Raw genomic sequence first — 20,243 nt, 5'->3', positions numbered from 1 at the left:
GTACGGTGAAGCGCCGCGGACATCACTGTTAACGAGCTTTTGGACGACCACTAACAGTGACGAGGACGAATCATAGTATGAAAACCACGGCAACAATACTGGCCCTCGCGGGAATGCTCGGGGGAACATTGGTCGCTGCGCCCGAGGCGCACGCGCACGCCACGTTCAACATCGCCGGTTACGGCGACGGCACCGGCGGCAGCATCAACGGCGCCGACGGAATGCCGGGCACCGACGCGAGCGGCGTTTGGACCAACGGCGGTGTCGGCTATACCGGGAGTCTGCCCGTCATGTGGTATGCGGGCATGCACAGCGCGGCGCCGGCCGGCCGCACCATCGAGACCGGCACGCCCACATCCACCAACGGCAGCAGCCTGCAGCGGCAGATTGCCAACTATAACAACAATAACGATCCCGACCTTCCCACGGATCGAATGCTGCGGGTCGGCGGCCTTTCCTGGTCCGATCCCGACAACGGCGGACAGGGTTGGGGCCATGGAGCGGACTTCGGCCTGATCCATTGGTCCTGCGGCGGCAGCGCCCAGGGCTGCGTGGATGCCGGAGTATCGCAATTCAAAATCACTCTGGCGGACGACCTTGCCGACGGCGGCGCCAACCTCAAACTCGGCTACGCGCTTTATGGCGGCTGGGATACCGGTGCCGGCGCTTCTAGGCACGATACCTTCTTTACCGATCCGACCCCGGTAAACAATCCGCTGGGCTCCGACGATCTCACCCTGCTCGGTTGGGGCGTGGCATCCTCGGTCGGCGAGACCTTGTCGCAGGTATTCGACCTCGACACCACTTATGGGGGCGAATACACGATCATCATAGGTGCCTTGGGCGGCGTAGCCGGCAATTATCAATTGACAGTCCAGCCGGTTCCGATTCCCGCTGCCGTATGGCTGTTCGGCAGTGCCTTGGTTGGCGTATTTACCATCGGCCGCCGGACTTCGAAACCGACTCCGGCATAACTTGGCAACCAGAGAGGCAAGAGTGCCCGGGTGGAACGATCTCCCGGGCTCATCCGATCGATCTGGCCATAGAGCATTGATATGTCCCGGCTCATCCGAACACGGCAGACGCGTGCTCAAAGCGATGCCGGAGGCCTTGGGGTTGATGACCGGTTTCGGCGGGTGCCGTAACCATTCGTTTAACAATAATTTCAACGTAGTGACAGGGCCGTCCAATGCGGGCGGTGTCCGACACCTCCTCGCGACCAAGGTTTCGCAACGGCCGAGCAAGGCTCAGCGGTTCGCGCGTTGGTCGTCCATAGGAGTGGGATCGCCGTCTGTATAGCTACGTTCTTCCAATAAATCCGATCCTGGTACGAGTCCGTGAATAAAAATACGTTTCCACTTTTGGCGGCGCTGGCGCTCATGCTTGGGGGTACGGTCGCCTACCTGCTGCTTACCGATACCGAAGTTTCCAAGTCGGAGCTGGTCACAGGCCACGGCGATGTCGAAACCCTGAAGAACGCGTACAGCCGCTGGAAAACCGCTTATGAAGCTGACGGCGGCGATCGTTTTCTGACCATCCCGCTCGGTTATTCGAAAGCCTTATCCGGAGAATTCAGCCGGGCGCAGGGACGCATGCGGCTCGACCTGCTGGAGGGATGGGTGACGGTCGAAGTCAGCGGACTCGATGCGGGAGGCTACGAGGTTTGGCTGGTCGATAATAAAACCGGCTGGCACAAGGCGGGCGGACAGGAGAAGGCCAACGCCATGCAGAGGCTCGGCCGTCTCGAACCGAACAGTGAAGGGAAACGGATCTTGAAGACCCGTCTCGACGGCTTGGCCATGAGCGGATTTACCCTGGATCTGGTTGCCATTACCCGAGAGGAAGGGAATCCTGAAGAGGGGGGCATACTGTTCGGTACGCCGGGCTTCATGCAGAGACTTTATTACGGCGACAAGCCCTGGACCGTGACCCGTGTGGGCAACTTGCCGAGCACTCCCCAGCAGCATAGCGGTGGCGCGGCGAAGCCGTTCGACTTCATGCTGCCCAAGCTCGCTCACGCCGATGCCAGAGAGCGGAACGATCTCGATGCGGTTCTCGGCGCGGAGATTGCCCGAGGGCGGGAGATTTTTCTGAACGAAACCTTCGGCGGCAACGGACGCACCTGCGCCACCTGCCATCGGCCGGACAACAATCACACCATCGACCCGAAATACATCGTCAAGCTTCCGAAGGACGATCCCCTGTTCGTGGCCGAATACGACCCTGCGCTCAAGGACTTGGAAAAGCCGCAATTGCTGCGTCAACTCGGCCTGGTCCTTGCCAATGTGGACGGCTTCGACCGGCCCGGCGTCATGCGCAGCGTGCCTCATACCTTGGCCCTGGCGGCGTCGATCGGCACGGAAACTCTGGCGGACGGCGGCGAGTTCGAGGAAGACGCGAAATTTGCCAACGCCATTGGCTGGTCGGGGGACGGCGCGCCGGGAGACGGCTCTCTGCGGCTGTTCGCGCAAGGCGCCATCGCCCAGCATATGACCCGAACGCTCAATCGGGTTCCGGGTGTCGATTTTCGTCTGGCCACCGACGAGGAATTGGACGCCCTGGTCGCCTATATGCTGTCCCTGGGGCGCAGCGAGGACATCGTGCTGGCTGACCTGACGTTCACCTCTCCGTTGGTGGAGCGCGGCAAGCAGCTGTTCGACACCAAGGAAAATCCCGTCGACGGCAGCGGCAATCCGATCTTCGGTCAGACGGCCAATTGCAATGGCTGCCACCAAAATGCCGGTGCCAACAGTTCGACCACCAAGAAGAATCCGACGCGTGACAGCGGCGTGGAAAACATGCGGGATCAACCGGCGCGCCTGGTCGATGCCAGCATTCCTTATGATGGGGGATTCGGCAAAGAGGAGCACCACGCAAGAATCGACTGCGGTCCCGACTACGACCAGCCCTGCTACGGAGACGGGCGGTTCAACACCCCGTCATTGGTCGAAGCTGCGGATACGGCGCCTTTCTTCCACAACAATAGCGTCAGCACGATCGAGGAAGCGGTGGCCTATTACAACACCGATGCGTTCAATAATTCGCCCGGCTCATTGACGTCGTCCGGCAAGAACCGGCACGTCAAGCTCGACTCGTCCCAGGTCGTCGCCGTCGCGATGTTCCTGCGAACCATCAACGCGCTCGAAAACATACGGAGTTCCAATCGGATGGATCTGCAAGCGCAGAGCCTGAGCGACCGGAGCGCGACAGACATCATCCGATTGGCGGCGGCCGACACGAAGGATGCCATCGAGGTTCTGACGGAGGGTACTTTGATCGTATATCCTGAGGCCCTGACGCATCTCCGTCAGGCGCTGAAGCTTGAGAGGAACGCCGCTTCCGGCCGCGCCAAGGGCCAACGCAATGAGCTGCTGGCTAGAGCCGTCCAGCTCAAGGAAAAAGCGCGCGACTCGATGGTAGCCGGACCGCAAGAAGCTTTTCCGGTTCCGGAGACGGATCGTGGTCCCTCCAGGGGGAAGGGGTCGAGAAAGAAGTAGACGAGAGGATGCCGAAGGACGATCCGTCGAGGTTGCCGGGCGACCGGGCTAACCCTGGGGACTCGTCCTTTCGGGCGTAGGTTGCTTATCCCTAAGTACATTCCGCAAATATTTGCGGAATCTCGACAGATTGGCTTGATTGGCGGGGTTGTCCTGCAGGTTGCCTATGCCGCAAGACTTCCCTGAATGTACTTAGAGCGTTTTCCATCCCGGTGTACGGATTCGTTCCAGGAGGGGAGAGCGTAGGTCGGCAATCCCTTCCCAATCGCAAACGGCATCTCTGGGAGCGCCAGAGCTGCCCTTCCGACAAAGCCCACCGGCAAAGGATTGCCGACCTACAGGGTGCTACAGTCGTAGGTCGGTAACCCTTTGCCGGTGGGCTTTGTGTCGGAAATCGTCGCCTTGGTGTTCCCGGAGACGCCGTTTGCGATTGGGAGGGATTCCCGACCTACTCGCGAGTGCCCGTACAGTCGGTATGAGAATGCCCTAGGTAAATCCATAAGCCGATGAGCCAACGTATGCAGATCCTTTGCTTTCGAGTTATTCAGCCCCGAATCACGGGGACACGCTTCGCAGAACGAAGTTTCTCCCGAGCTATTTATCCGACGGGAGCTAAGACATGGTCAGGAAGTGCCGTATCTCGGACCCTAGGTTCCGGGAATAGGAATGTAACAAAAATGTTCGATTTGATGTGTTACAAGGCTGATCGCTTAGCAGAAGTTTTTATCGCGGACATTCAAGCGTCGAAGGAAAAGAACATTAATCGCAGAGTGGGTTAATGCCTCGCAGCCTAACCGACCTGACAAAAATCGAAACCGTATTGAAGGCCATTTGGAATAAGTGCCTATCCCAGTAGGCTCAAGTAACCCTTCGACGGGCCTGTCCTGAGCCCTTCGACTTAGCTCAGGACAGGCCCGTCGAAGGGCTCAGGGCGAACGGCCTGCTGGGATAGGCTCTAAGAACCTAAAGAAGAGTTCACAGTGAAAAAAGTAGCGCTGATCACCGGGACGACGGGGCAGGACGGGGCCTATCTGGCGGAATTTCTGCTGGAGAAAGGCTACGAGGTGCACGGGCTCAAACGCCGGGCGTCCCTCTTCAACACCGACCGGGTCGATCATTTGTATCAGGACCCGCACGTCGAGGACCGCCGTTTCATCCTCCACTACGGCGATCTGACCGATGCGACCAATCTGATCCGCGTCGTGCAACAGGTCCAGCCCGACGAGATCTATAACCTCGGCGCGCAAAGCCATGTTCAGGTATCGTTCGAAACTCCGGCCTACACCGCCGACACCGACGCTCTCGGATCGCTGAGGCTATTGGAGGCGATTCGCATTCTGGGGCTGGAGAAGAAGACGAGGTTCTACCAGGCTTCAACGTCCGAACTCTACGGCAAGGTTCAAGAGATCCCCCAGACCGAAACCACGCCGTTTTATCCGCGCTCGCCCTACGCCGTGGCCAAGCTCTACGCGTACTGGATCACGGTGAACTACCGCGAGGCGTATGGGCTTTACGCCTGCAACGGCATCCTCTTTAACCACGAGTCGCCGTTGCGGGGCGAAACCTTCGTCAGCCGCAAGATCACCCGTGGTCTGTGCCGGATCAAGCTGGGCCTCCAGGACTGCCTTTACCTCGGCAACCTGGATGCGAAGCGCGACTGGGGGCACGCCAGGGACTACGTCGAAATGCAATGGCTGATGCTGCAACAGGACGCGCCCGACGACTACGTCATCGCGACCGGCGTCCAGTACAGCGTGCGCGAGTTCGTGACCCTTGCCGCTGGGGAACTTGGGATCGAGCTCCACTGGGAAGGGACGGGCCTTGCCGAGCGGGGATACGATGCCGCTACCCGCCGATGCATCGTCGCGGTGGACCCCCGCTATTTCCGTCCGACCGAAGTCGACACCCTGCTGGGCGACCCTAGCAAGGCGCGGGCGAAGCTCGGCTGGGCCCCACGCATCAGTTTTCAGAGCCTGGTCAAGGAAATGGTCGAAGAGGATCTGAAAGCGGCGGAGCGCGACGCCCTGTGCCATCAAGCCGGCTACCGGGTGTTCGACTACCATGAATAAAGACGCCAAGATCTACGTCGCCGGCCATCGCGGTCTGGTCGGCTCGGCCCTGGTCCGTAGTCTCGAACGGCAGGGATATACCCATATCCTGACGCGGACCCGAGAAGCGCTCGATCTCACCGATCATGCGGAGGTGAAGCGCTTTTTCGAAACGGAGCGGCCCGAAATCGTCCTCGATGCGGCCGCCAAAGTCGGCGGCATCCGGGCCAACGACACCTACCCGGCGGACTTTATCCGCGACAACCTGTTGATCCAAACCCATTTGATCGACTGCGCCTATCGGAGCGGTGCGAAAAAGTTCGTCTTTCTCGGCTCCTCCTGCATTTACCCCAAACACGCGCCGCAGCCTTTGAAGGAAGACTATCTGCTGACGGGTCCCTTGGAGCCGACCAACGAATGGTACGCGGTGGCCAAGATCGCCGGCATCAAACTGTGCCAGGCGTACCGGCGCCAATACGGCTTCGACGCCATTGCCCTGATGCCGACCAATCTCTACGGACCGGGCGACAATTTCAGCCTGGAAAACTCGCATGTGTTGCCGGCCCTCATCCGCAAGTTCCACGACGCCAAGGTGGCGTGGGCGAAATCGGTGACCGTCTGGGGCACGGGCACGCCGCGGCGGGAATTCCTGCACGTGGATGACCTGGCCGATGCCGCGGTGTTTCTGATGGAGACTTACTCGGACGAAGCCATCATCAATATCGGTGTGGGCGAAGACCTCAGCATTCGCGAGTTGGCCGAGATGATCCGGAAAGTCGTAGGTTTCGAGGGCGACTTGGTGTTCGATCCGGAAAAACCGGACGGCACGCCGCGAAAGTTGCTGGACGTGTCGAGGCTCCACGCCCTCGGGTGGCGGGAGCGGATACCGTTGAGGCAAGGGATCGAAGAAACCTATCGCTGGTTCCTGGCTCACCAACACGAGTTGCGCTGGTAGGGATGTGGAAAGAGCTAGGGTGTTTTGACGGTAAATAACCTTTTGTTGGACGAGTTTCCCTAAAGCTGTAACAGCAGCCTGTTACGGTATCGAAACAATCCGGGGTTTTACTAAGAGCCTATCTCAGTAGGCCGTTCGCCCTGAGCCCTTCGACTCCGCTCAGGACAGGCCGGTCGAAGGGTCTTGGAGACCTACTGGGATAGGCTCTAAATAGAAAGAAAAGAAGGCCACATCCTCTGGGAGAGGGCAGGGGTTAGGGTAATCGAAGGAAGGCTTCTTTTCTTACAAACAGAACTTGTGAATCGATGCAAGATCCAGAAAAAGGGACAAGAACAAGAATTCTGGTATTGGTCACCGACGCGTTCGGCGGTCATGGGGAAATCTCCCGATTCAATAAGGATTTTCTTGGCGCATTGTGCAGCCACCCAATTTACGTTGTGTCCTAAGGCAATCGGAACAGTGTTAGATGTCACTACTTAGCACATTGAGCTTTATTGTTAATCATCCACTTAACTCGGAACGGCGATTGGCGTCGATCAAGCGTTTCGTGACTTGGCAGATTGGCAGCCGACTTGTTCCGGGGGCGGTAGCCGTTCCTTTTGTTAACGAGACTCGTCTTTTAACTCGGCCGGGCATGACAGGGGCGACCGGTAATCTTTATTGCGGCTTGCATGAATTCGAAGACATGGCGTTTGTTCTCCATTTTCTTCGCGAGGAGGATTTATTCGTAGATGTGGGTGCGAATATTGGCAGTTACACCGTTCTCGCAGCCGGAGCAGTTGGGGCGAGGACAATTTCCATAGAGCCAATAGAGGCGACATTTTCTAGTTTGCTCGACAACGTCCGCATTAACGGCCTTGACGATCGAGTTCGAGCAATGAATCTCGGTGTCGGAGGTGAATCGGGAACACTACGATTTACACAAGCTTCGGACACCACGAACCACGTAGTGAGCTCAGCAGATTCTGAAGGGGATACGATTGACGTGAGAATCGAGTCGCTCGACAGCGTACTCGCGGGTGAATCGCCAAGGCTTATTAAGGTCGATGTTGAAGGATTCGAAACAGAGGTTATCGGAGGCGCAGAGCAGACTTTTTCCAACCCGGCACTGATCGCAGCGCTCATGGAGCTAAACGGCAGCGGCGATCGTTACGGATTTGACGAAGATAAGCTTCACCAGATGGTGTTGGAATATGGCTTCGAATCATATTCCTACGTTCCGCTTGAACGGCGTTTAGTTAGTTTAAACGGCAAGAAGAATTTATCCGGGAATACGCTGTATATCCGTGATGTTGGGACGGTAGCGAAACGCTTACGGGAAGCACCGAAGTACAGTGTATTGGAGACCAAGATCTAAGGAAGCTTGGGTTAGTGCATGCCTCGACTCAGTTGCGTATTTGTTTGCTAACAACCGAATTCTCTGAGGGAGTGTCTTGTTAATGAGCAACGTTAGGGTTTTTATCTTCCATCGTATCAACTTGACCGGTTTGTTTGGGTTTTCCGTTTGAAAGCAGGGAAAATGGCTTCAAAGTTACAGGTGCTGGTTTTACTTACGGTTGCCTTCGGAGGATATAGAGGAATATCCAGACTTAACGGGAATTTTCTCGTGGGCTTGGGCTCACACCGTAGCTTCAAAGCCATAAGTGGGTTTTCTCGACCCACGCGTGTCCCGGTCAGCAACGATTGGTCGGCCCAACTCGAATTTATCAATCAGCGGACAACCGACATGGCGATATACAGTACGGCTACGTTATCGGGAGTTGGTACTGACTGCCGTGCACTCCGTTATCGGTTCTGGCTTTGCGTGTTCACGCTGATTCTGCTGTCGGCGACTTCGAAATACGTGCTAGCCGGTATCGCTGAAACAGTGGCCGAAGAGATTCGTTATGAAGCCACTTTGCCAAATAACAGTCCGATTGGTCGGCCATTGCCGTTAGCGGCTAGTTGGAATACCGGTGTTAGGCCAAATGCCTTAGATCCCGACTATCAATTAGCCATGATCGAAAAGGGCCATTTTTTGCTGCCTTGGTTTCAGTTGGATATGCCTAAAGGGCGGAAGGATGTCAAAAATTCAAGCGTTTATTACCAAAATGCTTTGACACGCAGTGGCGAACTCGGCCTCCCTATATCTTTCATTAGTACCCAATGGGAGAGGCCGCTATCAGATGATGCGCATTATCTGACACTGCCACGAGCTTTGAATCCTAACGTGATAAAAGCGGATGGCTCCGTCGCGCCTATGGTGTCGCCCTTCGGGCCAGTTCAGCCTTGGACCGATGTTGGCTACCAATGGACTGCTGCCAGCGTAGTCAGACGACTGCAAAATTGGTATCCGAACCCTCCGCTCGTCGTCTTCGTGTCGAACAACGAACATCCCAAGCTGAAATGGCAAGATGCCGATTTGGACGTACGCTACCTCACATTTAACAACTCCAAAACCGACGAAGCCAAGCGGAAAAGCGCAGGGCAGGGTTGGATCGATCGTTACCGCGCTCTTCAGGCAGGCATGCGTAGTGGGTTGAGAAATAGCGCTTGGAAGCAGAACGCAATCTTTGTTGGTTATAACGCCTTTGGAGGACTTGCCTTTGGCCGTTGGGGGCGTTGGATCAACTATTCACTGGCGATCACTGAACGGATCGAGCCTTGGCCTCTCGCTTGGGATGGCGCATCGCCGTCTTTTTATGTTCATGATTGGGACAACTCTACTGATTTTACAGCTATGAGCCCCCTAATCGGCTCCATGAACTGGGTATTCATGTTGGAGGATGCCTATCGCCTGAACCCAAACTTCTGGCTCGAATTATCAGTTTGGGATGGGCATCGGCCAAGAAGTAAAACCAGCAAAAGAGCCTATTACGCCAGGCTTGGCCAATCATATAGCCCGGATCGCTATGCGGGCATGGTCAAGTTCGGCATGTGGTTACTCCGTCCCAGAGTTATTCGTGAATTTCGCTTTCCGGAGGAAACTCGGAATGCCATAAATCCTTATTTTACCGAATTGATCCGAGCTGTTGATAATATCCATCACGACCCGGTACTCAAAGAGTTTTGGAGAAATGGGATATTGCTTCCGAATAAGAAACGCAAACATCCTTATCAGGAGCACATACCAGCCGAGTATGCGATGAAGGATCGGTGGTTCCTGCTTGATACCGATTTGGATCCGAAAAGACCATGGAATTTGTCCACGGAAATCCCGGTATTTACCTTGGCTTTGGAAAAAGGCGTGGCGCCTGATCGGGAATGGTTGATCGTAATTCATTCTCCGCTAGGTGATAGGGCGGATGTTGAAGTGACGGTGCCGGGATATGGAGGGGTCCGTGTGAGTGCGGCACCAAAAGGTAGCTATTACCACCTATATGAGGTGGACGGGAAAATCGAAATAGTTGGTAGGTTGTAGTTGAATCGAACATATGGCTTCGACTGTCCTGAATACTAAGATGCGCCGAGGCCAACCATTAGGCCTTCGCCAGCGTGTGTTATCCGGTGCGTTATGGGTTACGATCGCAAACGTAGCTTATCGGGGTATGTTGATGTTGGCCATGATGATGGTGGCCAGGATTTTAGGCAAAGAGGAATATGGCCAGCTCGGGATAATCCAAAGCAGTATCACCATGTTCGAGGCGATCGCTGCATTAGGGATGGGAATTACTGCAACGAAACATATTGCTGAATATCGGAATAGCGATAAATACAAAGTTTCCAGAGTGATCACGCTGACCAGAGTGACGACTTTTGTCACCGGGGTGTTTTTCGGGGTTGTCATATACCTGATTGCCCCACAGATGTCTACCACTATGCTGGGTTCTGGCGAGTTGACCGAGTTCGTAAGAATCAGCGCACTGATACTATTCTTTAATGCTATATCCGGTGGACGGGTGGGTATTCTGGCGGGTTTTGAAGCCTATCGCGCAATGGCACTTATCAATAGCCTCACGGGAACCATGACCGTGTTGCTGGTAGCCGGAGGGGCTCGTTTTTACGGCGTCGACGGCGCCCTTTGGGGCCTTGTCGGGGTGTCGTCGATAAACGCACTCTTGAATCATATTCTTAGTATCAGAGTTATGCGCAAAGAGGGGATTCCTCGGGCACCAAAGCTGACCCGTAGCGAATGGTATTTGTTATGGCGTTTCAGTGTGCCGGCTATGATGGCGGGGATTTTATATGCCCCAGTTAACTGGATTGGCGGGGCCTATCTTGTGAGGACCGACGGATTCGGCGAAATGGGCTTATTTGCTGCTGCCAATCAGTGGTTTTCTGTTCTGCTATTTATTCCGGGAGTAATCACCAGCGTGTTCCTGCCAGTCTTCGCGGATCACGGGGGACGAGGCCGGGAACACAACTTGCGCGGGCTTCTAGGAAAAGCATTGAAAGCTACCGTATTGGTATCGTTACCCCTTGTCGCCGCTGTTGCACTTTCAAGCTCCTGGATCATGCGTCTTTATGGGGAAGGATACTTCGAAGCGGCCACACTGCTCGTAATGATTGCGCTGGCCGCATTTGTGGCATCGACTCAAAATATATTGGGCAATGCCTTGGCGACTATTAACCGGATGTGGATCCATTTTGCATCGAATATGGTTTGGGCAGTCGTGTACCTGATGACGGTCATTATCCTGGTAGAACTCGGCTACAAAGCGATGGGATTATGTTTGGCAATATTGCTTGCCTATTTCGTAAAACTGCTTTTCTCTGGTGTTATGGTTCGTATGTATATTTCGAACGGTACTCGTTAGATTGATATGACACGCCCTGAAACTGCCGCCCGATGGAAAATTGATTGGATTATCATCCAAGATGGAGTCTGGACTGGGGCAGAATCCGTTGTTATCGGTGGAGGCCGGATTGGTGAAAACAGTCTAATTGGGGCTGGTTCTGTGGTCGTAACCGATATTCCGGATCGAGTCATTGCGGTAGCAAACCCATGTAGCTCAATCAAACGGTGGGAGAGCACGTTGAATGTTATGGGCGCCAATCGGAAGCGTTTGCGTGCCCGTCGCGTCCCTATTTGAGCTTGAAACCATAAAAGTAAATTAATGCCGAATCGCAATATCGTTTTTTGGCAAAGAAACCCAAGCCCTCACCAGTCCGCTTACATACGGGCTATGGCCGAGCTTCCAGGTATCGTAAATGTGCAGGGGGTTTTTATAAAGGATCTTGACGTATGGCGCAGGGAAATGGGGTGGTCAAGGCCGGACTTCGGATCTGTTGATATCAGTGTTGCTCCTAACAATGAAGCGTTCGATGCCCTTTTGGAGGCAGGGGGGGCAGAATGTACTCACGTGGTGTCAGGGATTATTGCCGAGCCTAGGCTCAGGAGAGTCCTTTCACATGCTAGAAACAAACAGACGTTAATTGGATTGTTGTCGGAAGGACGCGATTGGCGAGGGTCTAAAGGACTATTGCGCAGCTTGCATAGTTTCGGATGTGAAAGACGTTACACCGACGATGTTGATTTCGTATTGGCTATTGGGCACCTGGCAAGTAAATGGTATAGGAATATTGGATTTTCACCAGATAAGATATTTGACTTCTGTTATGTCGTGGAAGAAAAGAATGACGACACTGTCGATATCGCTTGTAGTAACTCTGATGGAATTCTGAAGATTCTTTTTGTAGGGCAATTGATTTCGCGAAAACGCGTCACCGTTTTATTGGAGGCGTTGAGGAAACTCAAAGGCGCCCCCTGGAAACTTTCGATCATTGGAGATGGCGTTGAAAAGCCAGTGCTAGTTTCCTTGGCGAAAGAACTTGGCATTTCAGCGTCTGTTGAGTTTTTCGGTTTTCAAGATAATGCTTCCGTACGCAGAGCTATTTCAAATGCTGATCTTCTGGTATTGCCTAGCCACTGGGATGGTTGGGGTGCCGTCGTCAATGAAGCGCTGATGGCGGGAACGCGAGTTGTATGCAGCGACTTCTGCGGTGCGGCAGATCTGGTACGAGATACTCCTTACGGAGGCGTCTTCGCCTGTGATTCGGTTGACGGTTTGGCGCATCAATTGAGCGCTCAGATTGCACGGGGCACTGTTAGTGCCGAAGAACGAGGGGCAATTCGGCGATATAGCGAGACCATAACCGGACCGGTGGTTGCCCAGTATTTAAGGGAAATTATCGAGCACGTATCCGGTAAAAATCCAATCCGGCCTATTCCTCCTTGGAAGCGTCCATTGAAGGAAATGGAGACGCAGCCATGAATGCATTGGCGTTGCGACATCAGGCCAGGCTGGTATCGGTTAAACAGCTTTTTCTGATTGTGGGCATTCTGGGCTGCCTGACACTAGGCGACGGAGTGGTGGCGGGAGCCCATGTCATGCTCGGCTTGTGGTTGTTATTGGGCATCCCGCAAACGATACAGGCTTTATCTCTGGCTGTTGTCATTAAATATCTGAATCCGGTTTTGTACACATACCCCGAGGGAGTGGGAGTGATGGGGTGGGGTGTAATCGTGCTGGGAGGTATACGGTTGCTATTTGGCACGAGAATACGCAATGTAAAAATTATTCTGCCTTTGGTTGGCTTTTCACTTGTCGTCGCCGCGTTATTCGTGGTGCAGGACAACAAAGCTCCGGGTGTGTCGGTCATGAAATTGATCATGTTTACCTACGTGTCGTGTGCCATCGTTCTTGGCTGCGCATCGCTGAGCGAGGAGCAAGCGCGGGAATTGGGTACATGGTTCAATTCGCTGATCGCTGCCGTCGTGTTGTTGTCGCTGCCGGTGTTCGCATTTGCCGAGGTCGCTTATGCGAGAAACGGGCAGGGGTTCCAGGGAATATTGAACCATCCTCAAGCTTTCGGTCCTATCTTGGCGCCCGCAGCCAGTGCATTACTTGCCAGCATTTTTTTCGGCAAGCCGAAGAGCTTTCTACGTTTTCTTGCCATCGTTTTGGGACTGATAGCCTTGATAATCGTGTCACAGGCAAGGACTGCATTGGCTGCTGTGATGCTGAGCATGGCCGCCACGACGGCCGTGGTCTTTTTCAAGAAAAGGAAATTTATGCAGTTTCGCATGGGACGCTTCATCAAGATTTCTACGTTGGCACTTGTCGCGTTAATGCTGGCTGTGGCTTCTTCATCTGTCCTGCAAGAAAAGCTGATGGGTTATGTCTATAAGCGAGGTTCGACGAATATCGAATCGGCGCTTTCATCGCGCAGTGGCGGTATTGAGTCGCAATGGAACTACTTTCTGGAAAATCCTCTGACCGGGTGCGGCTTCGGCGTCTATCCATGGGGCCTAGGACGTCTGGGAGCGGTCGAGTTCATGGGATTGCCGATATCGGCTCCAGTGGAGAAGGGTTTCTTGCCGACCGCAATATTGGAGGAAACCGGGCTACTTGGGGGGATAAGCTTTCTCGGTGTGCTGATCTATCTGAGCCGGCGTGTGATTGCGCAGCGAAATACCCAGTGGATGGCCATGTTTTTTGCCTGCATTTTTGTGAACGTGGGGGAGATGGTTATTTTCTCGGTGGGGGGTGTCGGTTTGTTGTATTGGCTGATGATCGGCGTAGCGACACGTGTTCCGCCGGACCAGGGCACTGAAAATAGCGAGCCACAAAAAAATCGGAGTATCGCAATAAGGTCACACCTAAGAACCGATTCGGCAACGGCAATGGCTGGCTTTACTAGATCAGCTTCGAGCAAAGACTTGAGAAACGAGGTTCGAAGCCAAACGGGTGTCTCACTCTTATGAAGATAATTCAAGTTGTTTCGGGAATCGATAATCTGGCGGGGGGGCCTTCGTATACGGTGCCGAGGCTATGTGAGACCTTGGGAGAAAGGAATTGTCATGTAGAGCTTCACACGCTAGAACCGTTACCTAAGTCAGCCAGTAAAACCGGTTACGACATCCAGGCGTATCCAAAAACCGGGTTGCCGCTAATGAGTCGATTCGGCTTATCGCCTGCGATGATATCTGGGTTGACGGGTGCGGCAGGTTCGGCAGATATCATTCATAACCATGGCTTATGGCTTTTGCCGAATTTGTACGCTTACCAGGCAGCCTGCAATCAACGGGTCCGTTTTGTGGTTTCTCCCCGCGGGATGCTGTCGTCATGGGCGTTGGCGCACTCGAAATGGAAAAAGCGCTTGGTCTGGCACTGGAAGCAGAAACGTGCGCTGGAAGCGGCCGCATGTTTTCACGCCACTGCGGAAAGCGAACTGGAGGATATTCGCCGCTTGGGTTTTTCATCGCCGGTAGCGGTGATACCGAACGGCATGGACGTGCCCAGAGAGGAGCGGAAGTCTTTGCCAGGCTCGCGAAGGTTGTTGTTTCTCGCCCGAATCCACAAGATAAAAGGCGTCGACATCCTGCTGAAGGCCTGGGGTCGCCTGGAAGAGCGTCATTCGGACTGGGAATTGACCGTAGCCGGTCCTGACGACGGGGGCTATTTAGACGATATAAAACGGTTGGCAGCAGCCCTGCAGCTCAGGAAGGTGGATTTTACCGGTCCGGTGTATGGTGAGCATAAACGCAACTTGCTGCTTTCTTCGGACCTCTATGTGTTGCCGACGCACTCCGAAAATTTTGGAATGACCGTCGCCGAGGCATTGGCGCACGGCGTTCCCGCGGTAGTCACCAAGGGCGCGCCCTGGCGGGGACTTGAGGACCACCGGTGCGGTTGGTGGATTGAATTAAGCGAAGATTCCCTTACCGCCTGCCTTGATCAGGCAATGATGAAAGGAGATACGGAGCTGCGCGCCATGGGGGAACGCGGGAGAAACTGGATGCTGCGGCAATATTCCTGGTCGTCTGTTGCCGAGAAAATGGAGCACACCTATTCGTGGCTGCTCCACGGGGGGGAGCGCCCCGCGTGGATCAGTTGCACGTAAACCCGTGGTGTTCAAACTCAGTCAAGTTGAATCGTTTCCGTATTGGTATTCATTGCAACCCATCGCTTTTTCAGCGGCACCATTCATTATGTCGAGCTCTGTTACCTTTTCTCGCAGTTCTAGCCCCCACTCGCTGAAGAACCGGGCACTACGGGCGCTATGGGGTTGGGCATGGCTGCTGTTGTTCCGTCCAAGTCCCCGAACGTTCCACGCGTGGCGGCGGGCTTTATTGAGGCTATTCGGAGCTCGTATCGGCAAAGGGGTTTATGTGTATCCCTCCTCGAAAATTTGGGCGCCGTGGAACCTGGAGATGGAAGACCACAGCTGCTTGGGGGATCACGTGGATTGCTATTGCGTGGACAAGATTCACCTCGGCGCTCACGCCACGGTCAGCCAATACAGCTATTTGTGCAGTGCCAGCCACGATTACACGCGCGCCGACCTACCTCTGATAACAGCGCCCATATCGGTCGGGGCAGGGGCTTGGGTAACGGCGGACGCTTTCGTGGGACCGGGCGTCGTCATTGGCGAAGGCGCGATCGTCGGAGTCAGGTCTACGGTGTTGAAGGACGTTGAGCCGTGGACAGTGGTGGCGGGGACCCCGGCTCGGAAAATCAAAGATCGAGTGATGCAGGAATGACGTTTTACCCTCATTGGGCGATGACGTTTCGCCGCCGCAGGCGAATTTTGCGACGGCAATGCGCGCGAGCGGTTTTTCGTGTTCAACATCGAAGAACCGCATTGCCGAACATGGAGTGTCTTCACCTAATGGAAAACGTGTGATTAGGAATTCGGAATGGCTAACCATAAGATCATTTTCGTCAACCGGTACTTTTACCCGGACCATTCGGCGACCAGCCAAATGCTGAGCGATCTAGCGTTCGACCTGGCGTGCGAGGGTTATCCAGTGAACGTCGTCACCAGCCGCCAGCTTTACGACCGGCCTACTGCCGAACTGACCAAGGCGGAGGATATACGCGGCGTTCGCATCTTCCGGATTTGGACCACGCGGTTCGGTCGGGCCGGATTGCTCGGCCGGGCTTTGGATTATGCGAGTTTTTATCTGTCCGCATTTTTGGTGTTGTTGCGGTTGACGGCCAAGGGCGATGTGATTGTCGCCAAGACCGATCCGCCGCTGATATCGGTGATCTGTGGGCTGGTCGCGGTCCTTCGGGGCGCTGCTTTGGTGAACTGGATTCAGGATCTGTTCCCCGAGGTGGCGACGGAACTCGATATGAAAGCGATCGGTCCGGCCATGCCTTTGGCCCGGAGCCTACGGAACTGGTCTTTGCGTAGAGCGGCCTGCAACGTGGTATTGGGCGAGTTGATGGCGCAAAAGCTCTCGGAACAGAGGGTCGATGCGGAGAGTGTTCGGGTGATCCCGAATTGGGCGGACGGCGACCATATCAAGCCCTTGGCGCCGGAAAACAACGAATTGCGCCGCGAATGGAGACTCAAAGATAAGTTCGTCGTGGGTTATTCCGGGAATCTCGGGCGGGCTCACGAGTTCTTTACCATCCTTCGAGCGGCGGAGATCCTCCGGGACCGGGATGAGAGGGTGATGTTCCTGTTTATCGGCAGCGGCGCGCAGCGTGTTGCGCTGGAGCAATGGATCGAAGCGCACGCCTTAACGAACGTGTTGTTTCGGCCGTACCAACCAAAAGAAAAGCTCGGACTCAGCTTGAGCGTTCCGGATGCGCATCTCGTTTGTCTCAAACCGGGTCTCGAAGGGTTGATCGTCCCCAGCAAGTTCTACGGTATCGCGGCGGCCGGTCGGCCGACGCTGTTCGTGGGCGACCCGGACGGCGAAATCCCGAGAGTCTTGAATGCGGTGAACTGCGGGTACGCCGTTTCCGCTGGAGATCCGGAAGGACTGGTTCGGTATATAGAGGCCTTGAAGTCCGATCCGGATGCTTGCCGGCAAATGGGGCTGAGAGCACGGACCGAGTTCGAGCGGCGATTCAGTCGTCCGCGGGCCGTCGCGGCCTGGAAGGACCTGCTGGATTCCTTCGGGTCGGAGAAAGCAGCCGAGAGCTCGGATTCGAGCTATTCAAGGACTTTCTAATTCTTTCGGGCGATGAATTTGAGGACGGGGCGGTATCTTGAGTCGGTGTCGGTTGTCACTCGTGTGTCGGCATCTTTCGTTGCGTGGCGTGTCGCATGGTGCGCAGTGATTTCGGTGTTTGCCATTGCATTGCTGCTTGGCAGCCGTGCGGGCGATTTTTTGGCTATCGAGTCCAATAATCCTCGGCAGGCCGACTTGGTCGTGATTCTGGGCGGCGGGTGGGAAACGCGAGTGGCGACGGGCGGATCTTTGATGCGCGACGGGTGGGCTGAGCATGTTCTTTTAACCGGAGTACAGAAAGCGCACGATCGGAATGGGGAACCGTCGAACGATCCGAGATATAGCTATCTCCGGTCGTTGGGAGTGTCGAGTGAAACAATTCTGCTGGACAGTTCCGCCAAAAGCACATGGGAAGAAGCGCACGTTATAAGGGATTTGGTTAAGAAAAACGGCTGGAGCAGCGTCCTTATCGTTTCCGATCCGCCACATTTCCGGCGGCTCGGATGGGTTTGCGAGCGGGTATTGGGTGTCTCGAATATCGATTATCGTTTGATCGCGAGCCGGCCGCGTTGGTGGAATCCAAGTCTGTGGTGGGAAAACAAAATCTCGGCTTCCTTTGTACTTAAAGAATTCATAAAGCTTTTTTATTACCGCGTTAAGTATGTTTGAGTTTAGATATCTTGGGTAATAGGAGGCTATTCCAGTTGACCCTAGAAACCCTTCGACTTTGCTCAGGACAGGCCCTTCGACTTTGCTCAGGGCGAACGGCCTATTGGACCAGTGCCGTTAAGGTAAGCTGCCATGCCACGTAGGGAAGGTCCCGCGACTAAAGCGATGTTTGCGCCTTGCGCTGGTTGTGCTGGTTCCCAAACTCCCGTTTGGGAACCCAGTTTGGGAAGCTCCCGCTTCTCGATTCGCGTGCGGTTTCTGGAAGCTAGAGCTTCTCGGGTAGGGCGCCCAAACGGGAGCTTGGGCGCCAGCGGAATGGGCTGTTTGCGATTGGAATGACGGGGTAGGACTTATTCCAAATTGCTTTCAGTCAGGAATTCATTTTGTAGGATGGGTTTCGCTTCGCTCTACCCATCCTACGATGAATGTTCGCTCGAATGCCGAATGGAGTTAAGCGGATGATATCGCCTTATTTGGGGCAGGCACTAAGAATAGAAATAGAGAAAGGCCGGACATAATGGTTGCAACAGATTCGAAAACTGAATTGTGGGATATCGGACTTAAGTTTTGGGGGTGGTTCAGCCTTTTGATAGGGATATCGGTATTTACATTTTTTGACGGCCTCAAATTCGTCTTCGGATACTGGACGACAAGCGAGGAATACAGCCACGGTCTTCTGATTCCGTTCATCACCGCTTTCCTGATCTGGCAGAAAAAAAACGAACTGGCCCGGTTGCCGTTCGAAGGCTCCTGGGCCGGTGTAGGTGTCGTCGGCTTGGGGTTGGGACTTTATTTTCTGGGCGAATTGGCGACGCTCTACATCATCGTCCAGTATGCCTTCCTGGTCGTCGTGTTCGGCCTGGTTCTCGCGGTGACCGGGTTCAAGATATTCAAGCAGATTTGGATACCGCTGTTCTTTTTGTTTTTTGCAATTCCTTTGCCCAATTTCCTTTATCAGGGCCTGTCGGGCAAGCTCCAGCTCCTTTCCTCGGCACTCGGCGTCTCTTTCATTCGGGCCTGCGATATCAGCGTTTATCTCGAAGGCAATGTCATCGACCTCGGCTCGTACAAGCTTCAGGTGGTGGAAGCCTGCAACGGGCTGCGTTATCTCTTTCCCCTGATGAGCCTCTCGTTCATGTGCGCCTATTTCTTCAAGGTGGCATTGTGGAAACGGGCCGTAATTTTTCTCTCCAGCATTCCGATCACGATTCTGATGAACAGCTTTCGCATCGGCATCATCGGGGTAATGGTCGAGTACTGGGGAAAATCGATGGCGGAAGGATTCCTGCACGATTTCGAGGGCTGGGCAATCTTCATGGCCTGCACCGGCCTACTGGTGGGGGAAATGTGGCTGCTGGCCAGGATCGGGCGGGAGCCGCGGCCGTTGCTGGAAGTGTTTGGTTTGGCGTTTCCGGAACCGTCGCCGAAGGATGCGTTGTTTCGGGAGCGCACCTTGCCGCGCCAATACTGGCCGGTGCTGGGGCTTTCGGTCGTGGCATTGGGGGGTGCTCAACTCCTGCAGCATCGGGAAGAATTCGTTCCTCCTCGTGCCGAGTTCGTCGATTTCCCCATGCAACTGGCCGATTGGACGGGGCGGCGCGAGACGATGGAGCAGCAATACATCGATGCGCTCAAATTCGATGACTACATTCTGGCTAACTATGTCCGCGACGGGGTCATGCCGGTCAATTTTTATTCCGCCTATTACGCCTCCCAGCGCAAGGGCGAGTCGATACATTCGCCCCGCTCCTGCATTCCGGGCGGCGGTTGGGAAATCAAATCGCTGGAGACCGTGAATGCCGATCTTCCCGGCGAGGAAGGCGATCCGCTTAGGATCAACCGCCTGGTCATTCAGAAAGGCGAGGATCGCCAGCTCGTTTACTACTGGTTTCAGCAGCGCGGGCGCAATCTGACCAACGAATATGCCGTGAAGTGGTATCTGTTCTGGGATGCGCTGACGCTTAATCGTACCGACGGCGCCCTAGTGCGGCTCACGACCTATCTTCCCCGCGGAGAGGAGCTCGCGACGGGCGAGGCGCGGCTCAACGAGTTCCTGCGTGTCTTGAAGCCGCAATTGAATCGTTATATCGCGGATTAGACGCATGCGCTTAATTTTGCCGAAGTTGTACGCCAAAGCCGTTAAGTCAAGCTGTCATACCGGCAGGGAGTGCCGGTATCCAGAG

The 20,243-nt window shown here is 54.8% G+C and carries 14 protein-coding genes; all 14 read left to right on the top strand.

Going from position 1 to position 20,243, the window contains the following annotated elements:
• Positions 1–77 precede the first annotated feature (77 nt).
• Positions 78–974 (top strand): hypothetical protein, encoded by an 897-nt coding sequence (locus ACR2R1_RS04705; RefSeq protein ID WP_434112877.1) that lies wholly within the window; start codon positions 78–80, stop codon positions 972–974.
• 363 nt (positions 975–1,337) lie between these two features.
• The gene (locus tag ACR2R1_RS04700; RefSeq protein WP_434112875.1) at positions 1,338–3,497 is read left to right on the top strand and encodes a hypothetical protein; all 2,160 of its coding nucleotides are present in this window, start codon (positions 1,338–1,340) and stop codon (positions 3,495–3,497) included.
• A 980-nt stretch (positions 3,498–4,477) separates the two neighbouring features.
• Positions 4,478–5,566 carry a GDP-mannose 4,6-dehydratase gene (gene gmd, locus ACR2R1_RS04695; RefSeq protein ID WP_077731879.1) on the top strand — a complete coding sequence of 363 codons (1,089 nt, stop codon included), beginning with the start codon at positions 4,478–4,480 and terminating at the stop codon, positions 5,564–5,566.
• Complete coding sequence (gene fcl / locus ACR2R1_RS04690; protein WP_156881273.1) at positions 5,559–6,500, top strand: GDP-L-fucose synthase; 942 nt, start codon at positions 5,559–5,561, stop codon at positions 6,498–6,500. The genes gmd and fcl overlap by 8 nt, the downstream gene beginning before the upstream one ends.
• Positions 6,501–7,026: 526 nt before the next feature.
• Positions 7,027–7,857 (top strand): FkbM family methyltransferase, encoded by an 831-nt coding sequence (locus ACR2R1_RS04685; protein ID WP_434112874.1) that lies wholly within the window; start codon positions 7,027–7,029, stop codon positions 7,855–7,857.
• 369 nt (positions 7,858–8,226) lie between these two features.
• Positions 8,227–9,900 (top strand): hypothetical protein, encoded by a 1,674-nt coding sequence (locus ACR2R1_RS04680; RefSeq protein WP_086133784.1) that lies wholly within the window; start codon positions 8,227–8,229, stop codon positions 9,898–9,900.
• A gap of 13 nt (positions 9,901–9,913) precedes the next feature.
• Positions 9,914–11,236 carry an oligosaccharide flippase family protein gene (locus ACR2R1_RS04675; RefSeq protein WP_086133785.1) on the top strand — a complete coding sequence of 441 codons (1,323 nt, stop codon included), beginning with the start codon at positions 9,914–9,916 and terminating at the stop codon, positions 11,234–11,236.
• A 369-nt stretch (positions 11,237–11,605) separates the two neighbouring features.
• On the top strand, positions 11,606–12,694 hold the full coding sequence (locus tag ACR2R1_RS04670) for a glycosyltransferase (RefSeq protein ID WP_168183775.1): 1,089 nt from the start codon (positions 11,606–11,608) through the stop codon (positions 12,692–12,694).
• Positions 12,691–14,187 carry an O-antigen ligase family protein gene (locus ACR2R1_RS04665; protein WP_086133787.1) on the top strand — a complete coding sequence of 499 codons (1,497 nt, stop codon included), beginning with the start codon at positions 12,691–12,693 and terminating at the stop codon, positions 14,185–14,187. The genes ACR2R1_RS04670 and ACR2R1_RS04665 overlap by 4 nt, the downstream gene beginning before the upstream one ends.
• The gene (locus ACR2R1_RS04660) at positions 14,184–15,326 is read left to right on the top strand and encodes a glycosyltransferase (protein WP_086133788.1); all 1,143 of its coding nucleotides are present in this window, start codon (positions 14,184–14,186) and stop codon (positions 15,324–15,326) included. Before ACR2R1_RS04665 ends, ACR2R1_RS04660 begins: the two co-directional genes overlap by 4 nt.
• A 310-nt stretch (positions 15,327–15,636) precedes the next feature.
• Positions 15,637–15,966: a putative colanic acid biosynthesis acetyltransferase gene (locus ACR2R1_RS04655; RefSeq protein WP_240506877.1), complete on the top strand. Its 330-nt coding sequence runs from the start codon at positions 15,637–15,639 to the stop codon at positions 15,964–15,966.
• Positions 15,967–16,122: 156 nt separating this feature from the next.
• Positions 16,123–17,391, top strand: a complete 1,269-nt coding sequence (locus ACR2R1_RS04650; RefSeq protein WP_434112870.1) for a glycosyltransferase family 4 protein — start codon at positions 16,123–16,125, stop codon at positions 17,389–17,391.
• 114 nt (positions 17,392–17,505) lie between these two features.
• Positions 17,506–18,060 (top strand): YdcF family protein, encoded by a 555-nt coding sequence (locus ACR2R1_RS04645; protein WP_168175487.1) that lies wholly within the window; start codon positions 17,506–17,508, stop codon positions 18,058–18,060.
• 517 nt (positions 18,061–18,577) lie between these two features.
• On the top strand, positions 18,578–20,158 hold the full coding sequence (gene xrtD, locus ACR2R1_RS04640) for a VPLPA-CTERM-specific exosortase XrtD (protein ID WP_156881279.1): 1,581 nt from the start codon (positions 18,578–18,580) through the stop codon (positions 20,156–20,158).
• The last annotated feature ends 85 nt before the right edge of the window (positions 20,159–20,243 follow it).

The organism is Methylocaldum sp. GT1TLB, assembly GCF_051027445.1.
Taxonomy (GTDB): domain Bacteria; phylum Pseudomonadota; class Gammaproteobacteria; order Methylococcales; family Methylococcaceae; genus Methylocaldum.
The sequence above is the reverse complement of the archived record's forward strand: the minus strand, read 5'-3'. Positions and strand labels throughout refer to the sequence as shown.

Bases quoted from the DNA above. Each gene is read 5' to 3' on its own strand.
- ACR2R1_RS04670 (WP_168183775.1), top strand. From the start codon at position 11,606: ATGGCCGAGCTTCCAGGTATCGTAAATGTGCAGGGGGTTTTTATAAAG.
- xrtD (WP_156881279.1), top strand. From the start codon at position 18,578: ATGGTTGCAACAGATTCGAAAACTGAATTGTGGGATATCGGACTTAAG.
- ACR2R1_RS04665 (WP_086133787.1), top strand. From the start codon at position 12,691: ATGAATGCATTGGCGTTGCGACATCAGGCCAGGCTGGTATCGGTTAAA.
- ACR2R1_RS04660 (WP_086133788.1), top strand. From the start codon at position 14,184: ATGAAGATAATTCAAGTTGTTTCGGGAATCGATAATCTGGCGGGGGGG.
- ACR2R1_RS04655 (WP_240506877.1), top strand. From the start codon at position 15,637: ATGGAAGACCACAGCTGCTTGGGGGATCACGTGGATTGCTATTGCGTG.
- ACR2R1_RS04675 (WP_086133785.1), top strand. From the start codon at position 9,914: ATGGCTTCGACTGTCCTGAATACTAAGATGCGCCGAGGCCAACCATTA.
- ACR2R1_RS04650 (WP_434112870.1), top strand. From the start codon at position 16,123: ATGGCTAACCATAAGATCATTTTCGTCAACCGGTACTTTTACCCGGAC.
- ACR2R1_RS04680 (WP_086133784.1), top strand. From the start codon at position 8,227: ATGGCGATATACAGTACGGCTACGTTATCGGGAGTTGGTACTGACTGC.
- fcl (WP_156881273.1), top strand. From the start codon at position 5,559: ATGAATAAAGACGCCAAGATCTACGTCGCCGGCCATCGCGGTCTGGTC.
- ACR2R1_RS04705 (WP_434112877.1), top strand. From the start codon at position 78: ATGAAAACCACGGCAACAATACTGGCCCTCGCGGGAATGCTCGGGGGA.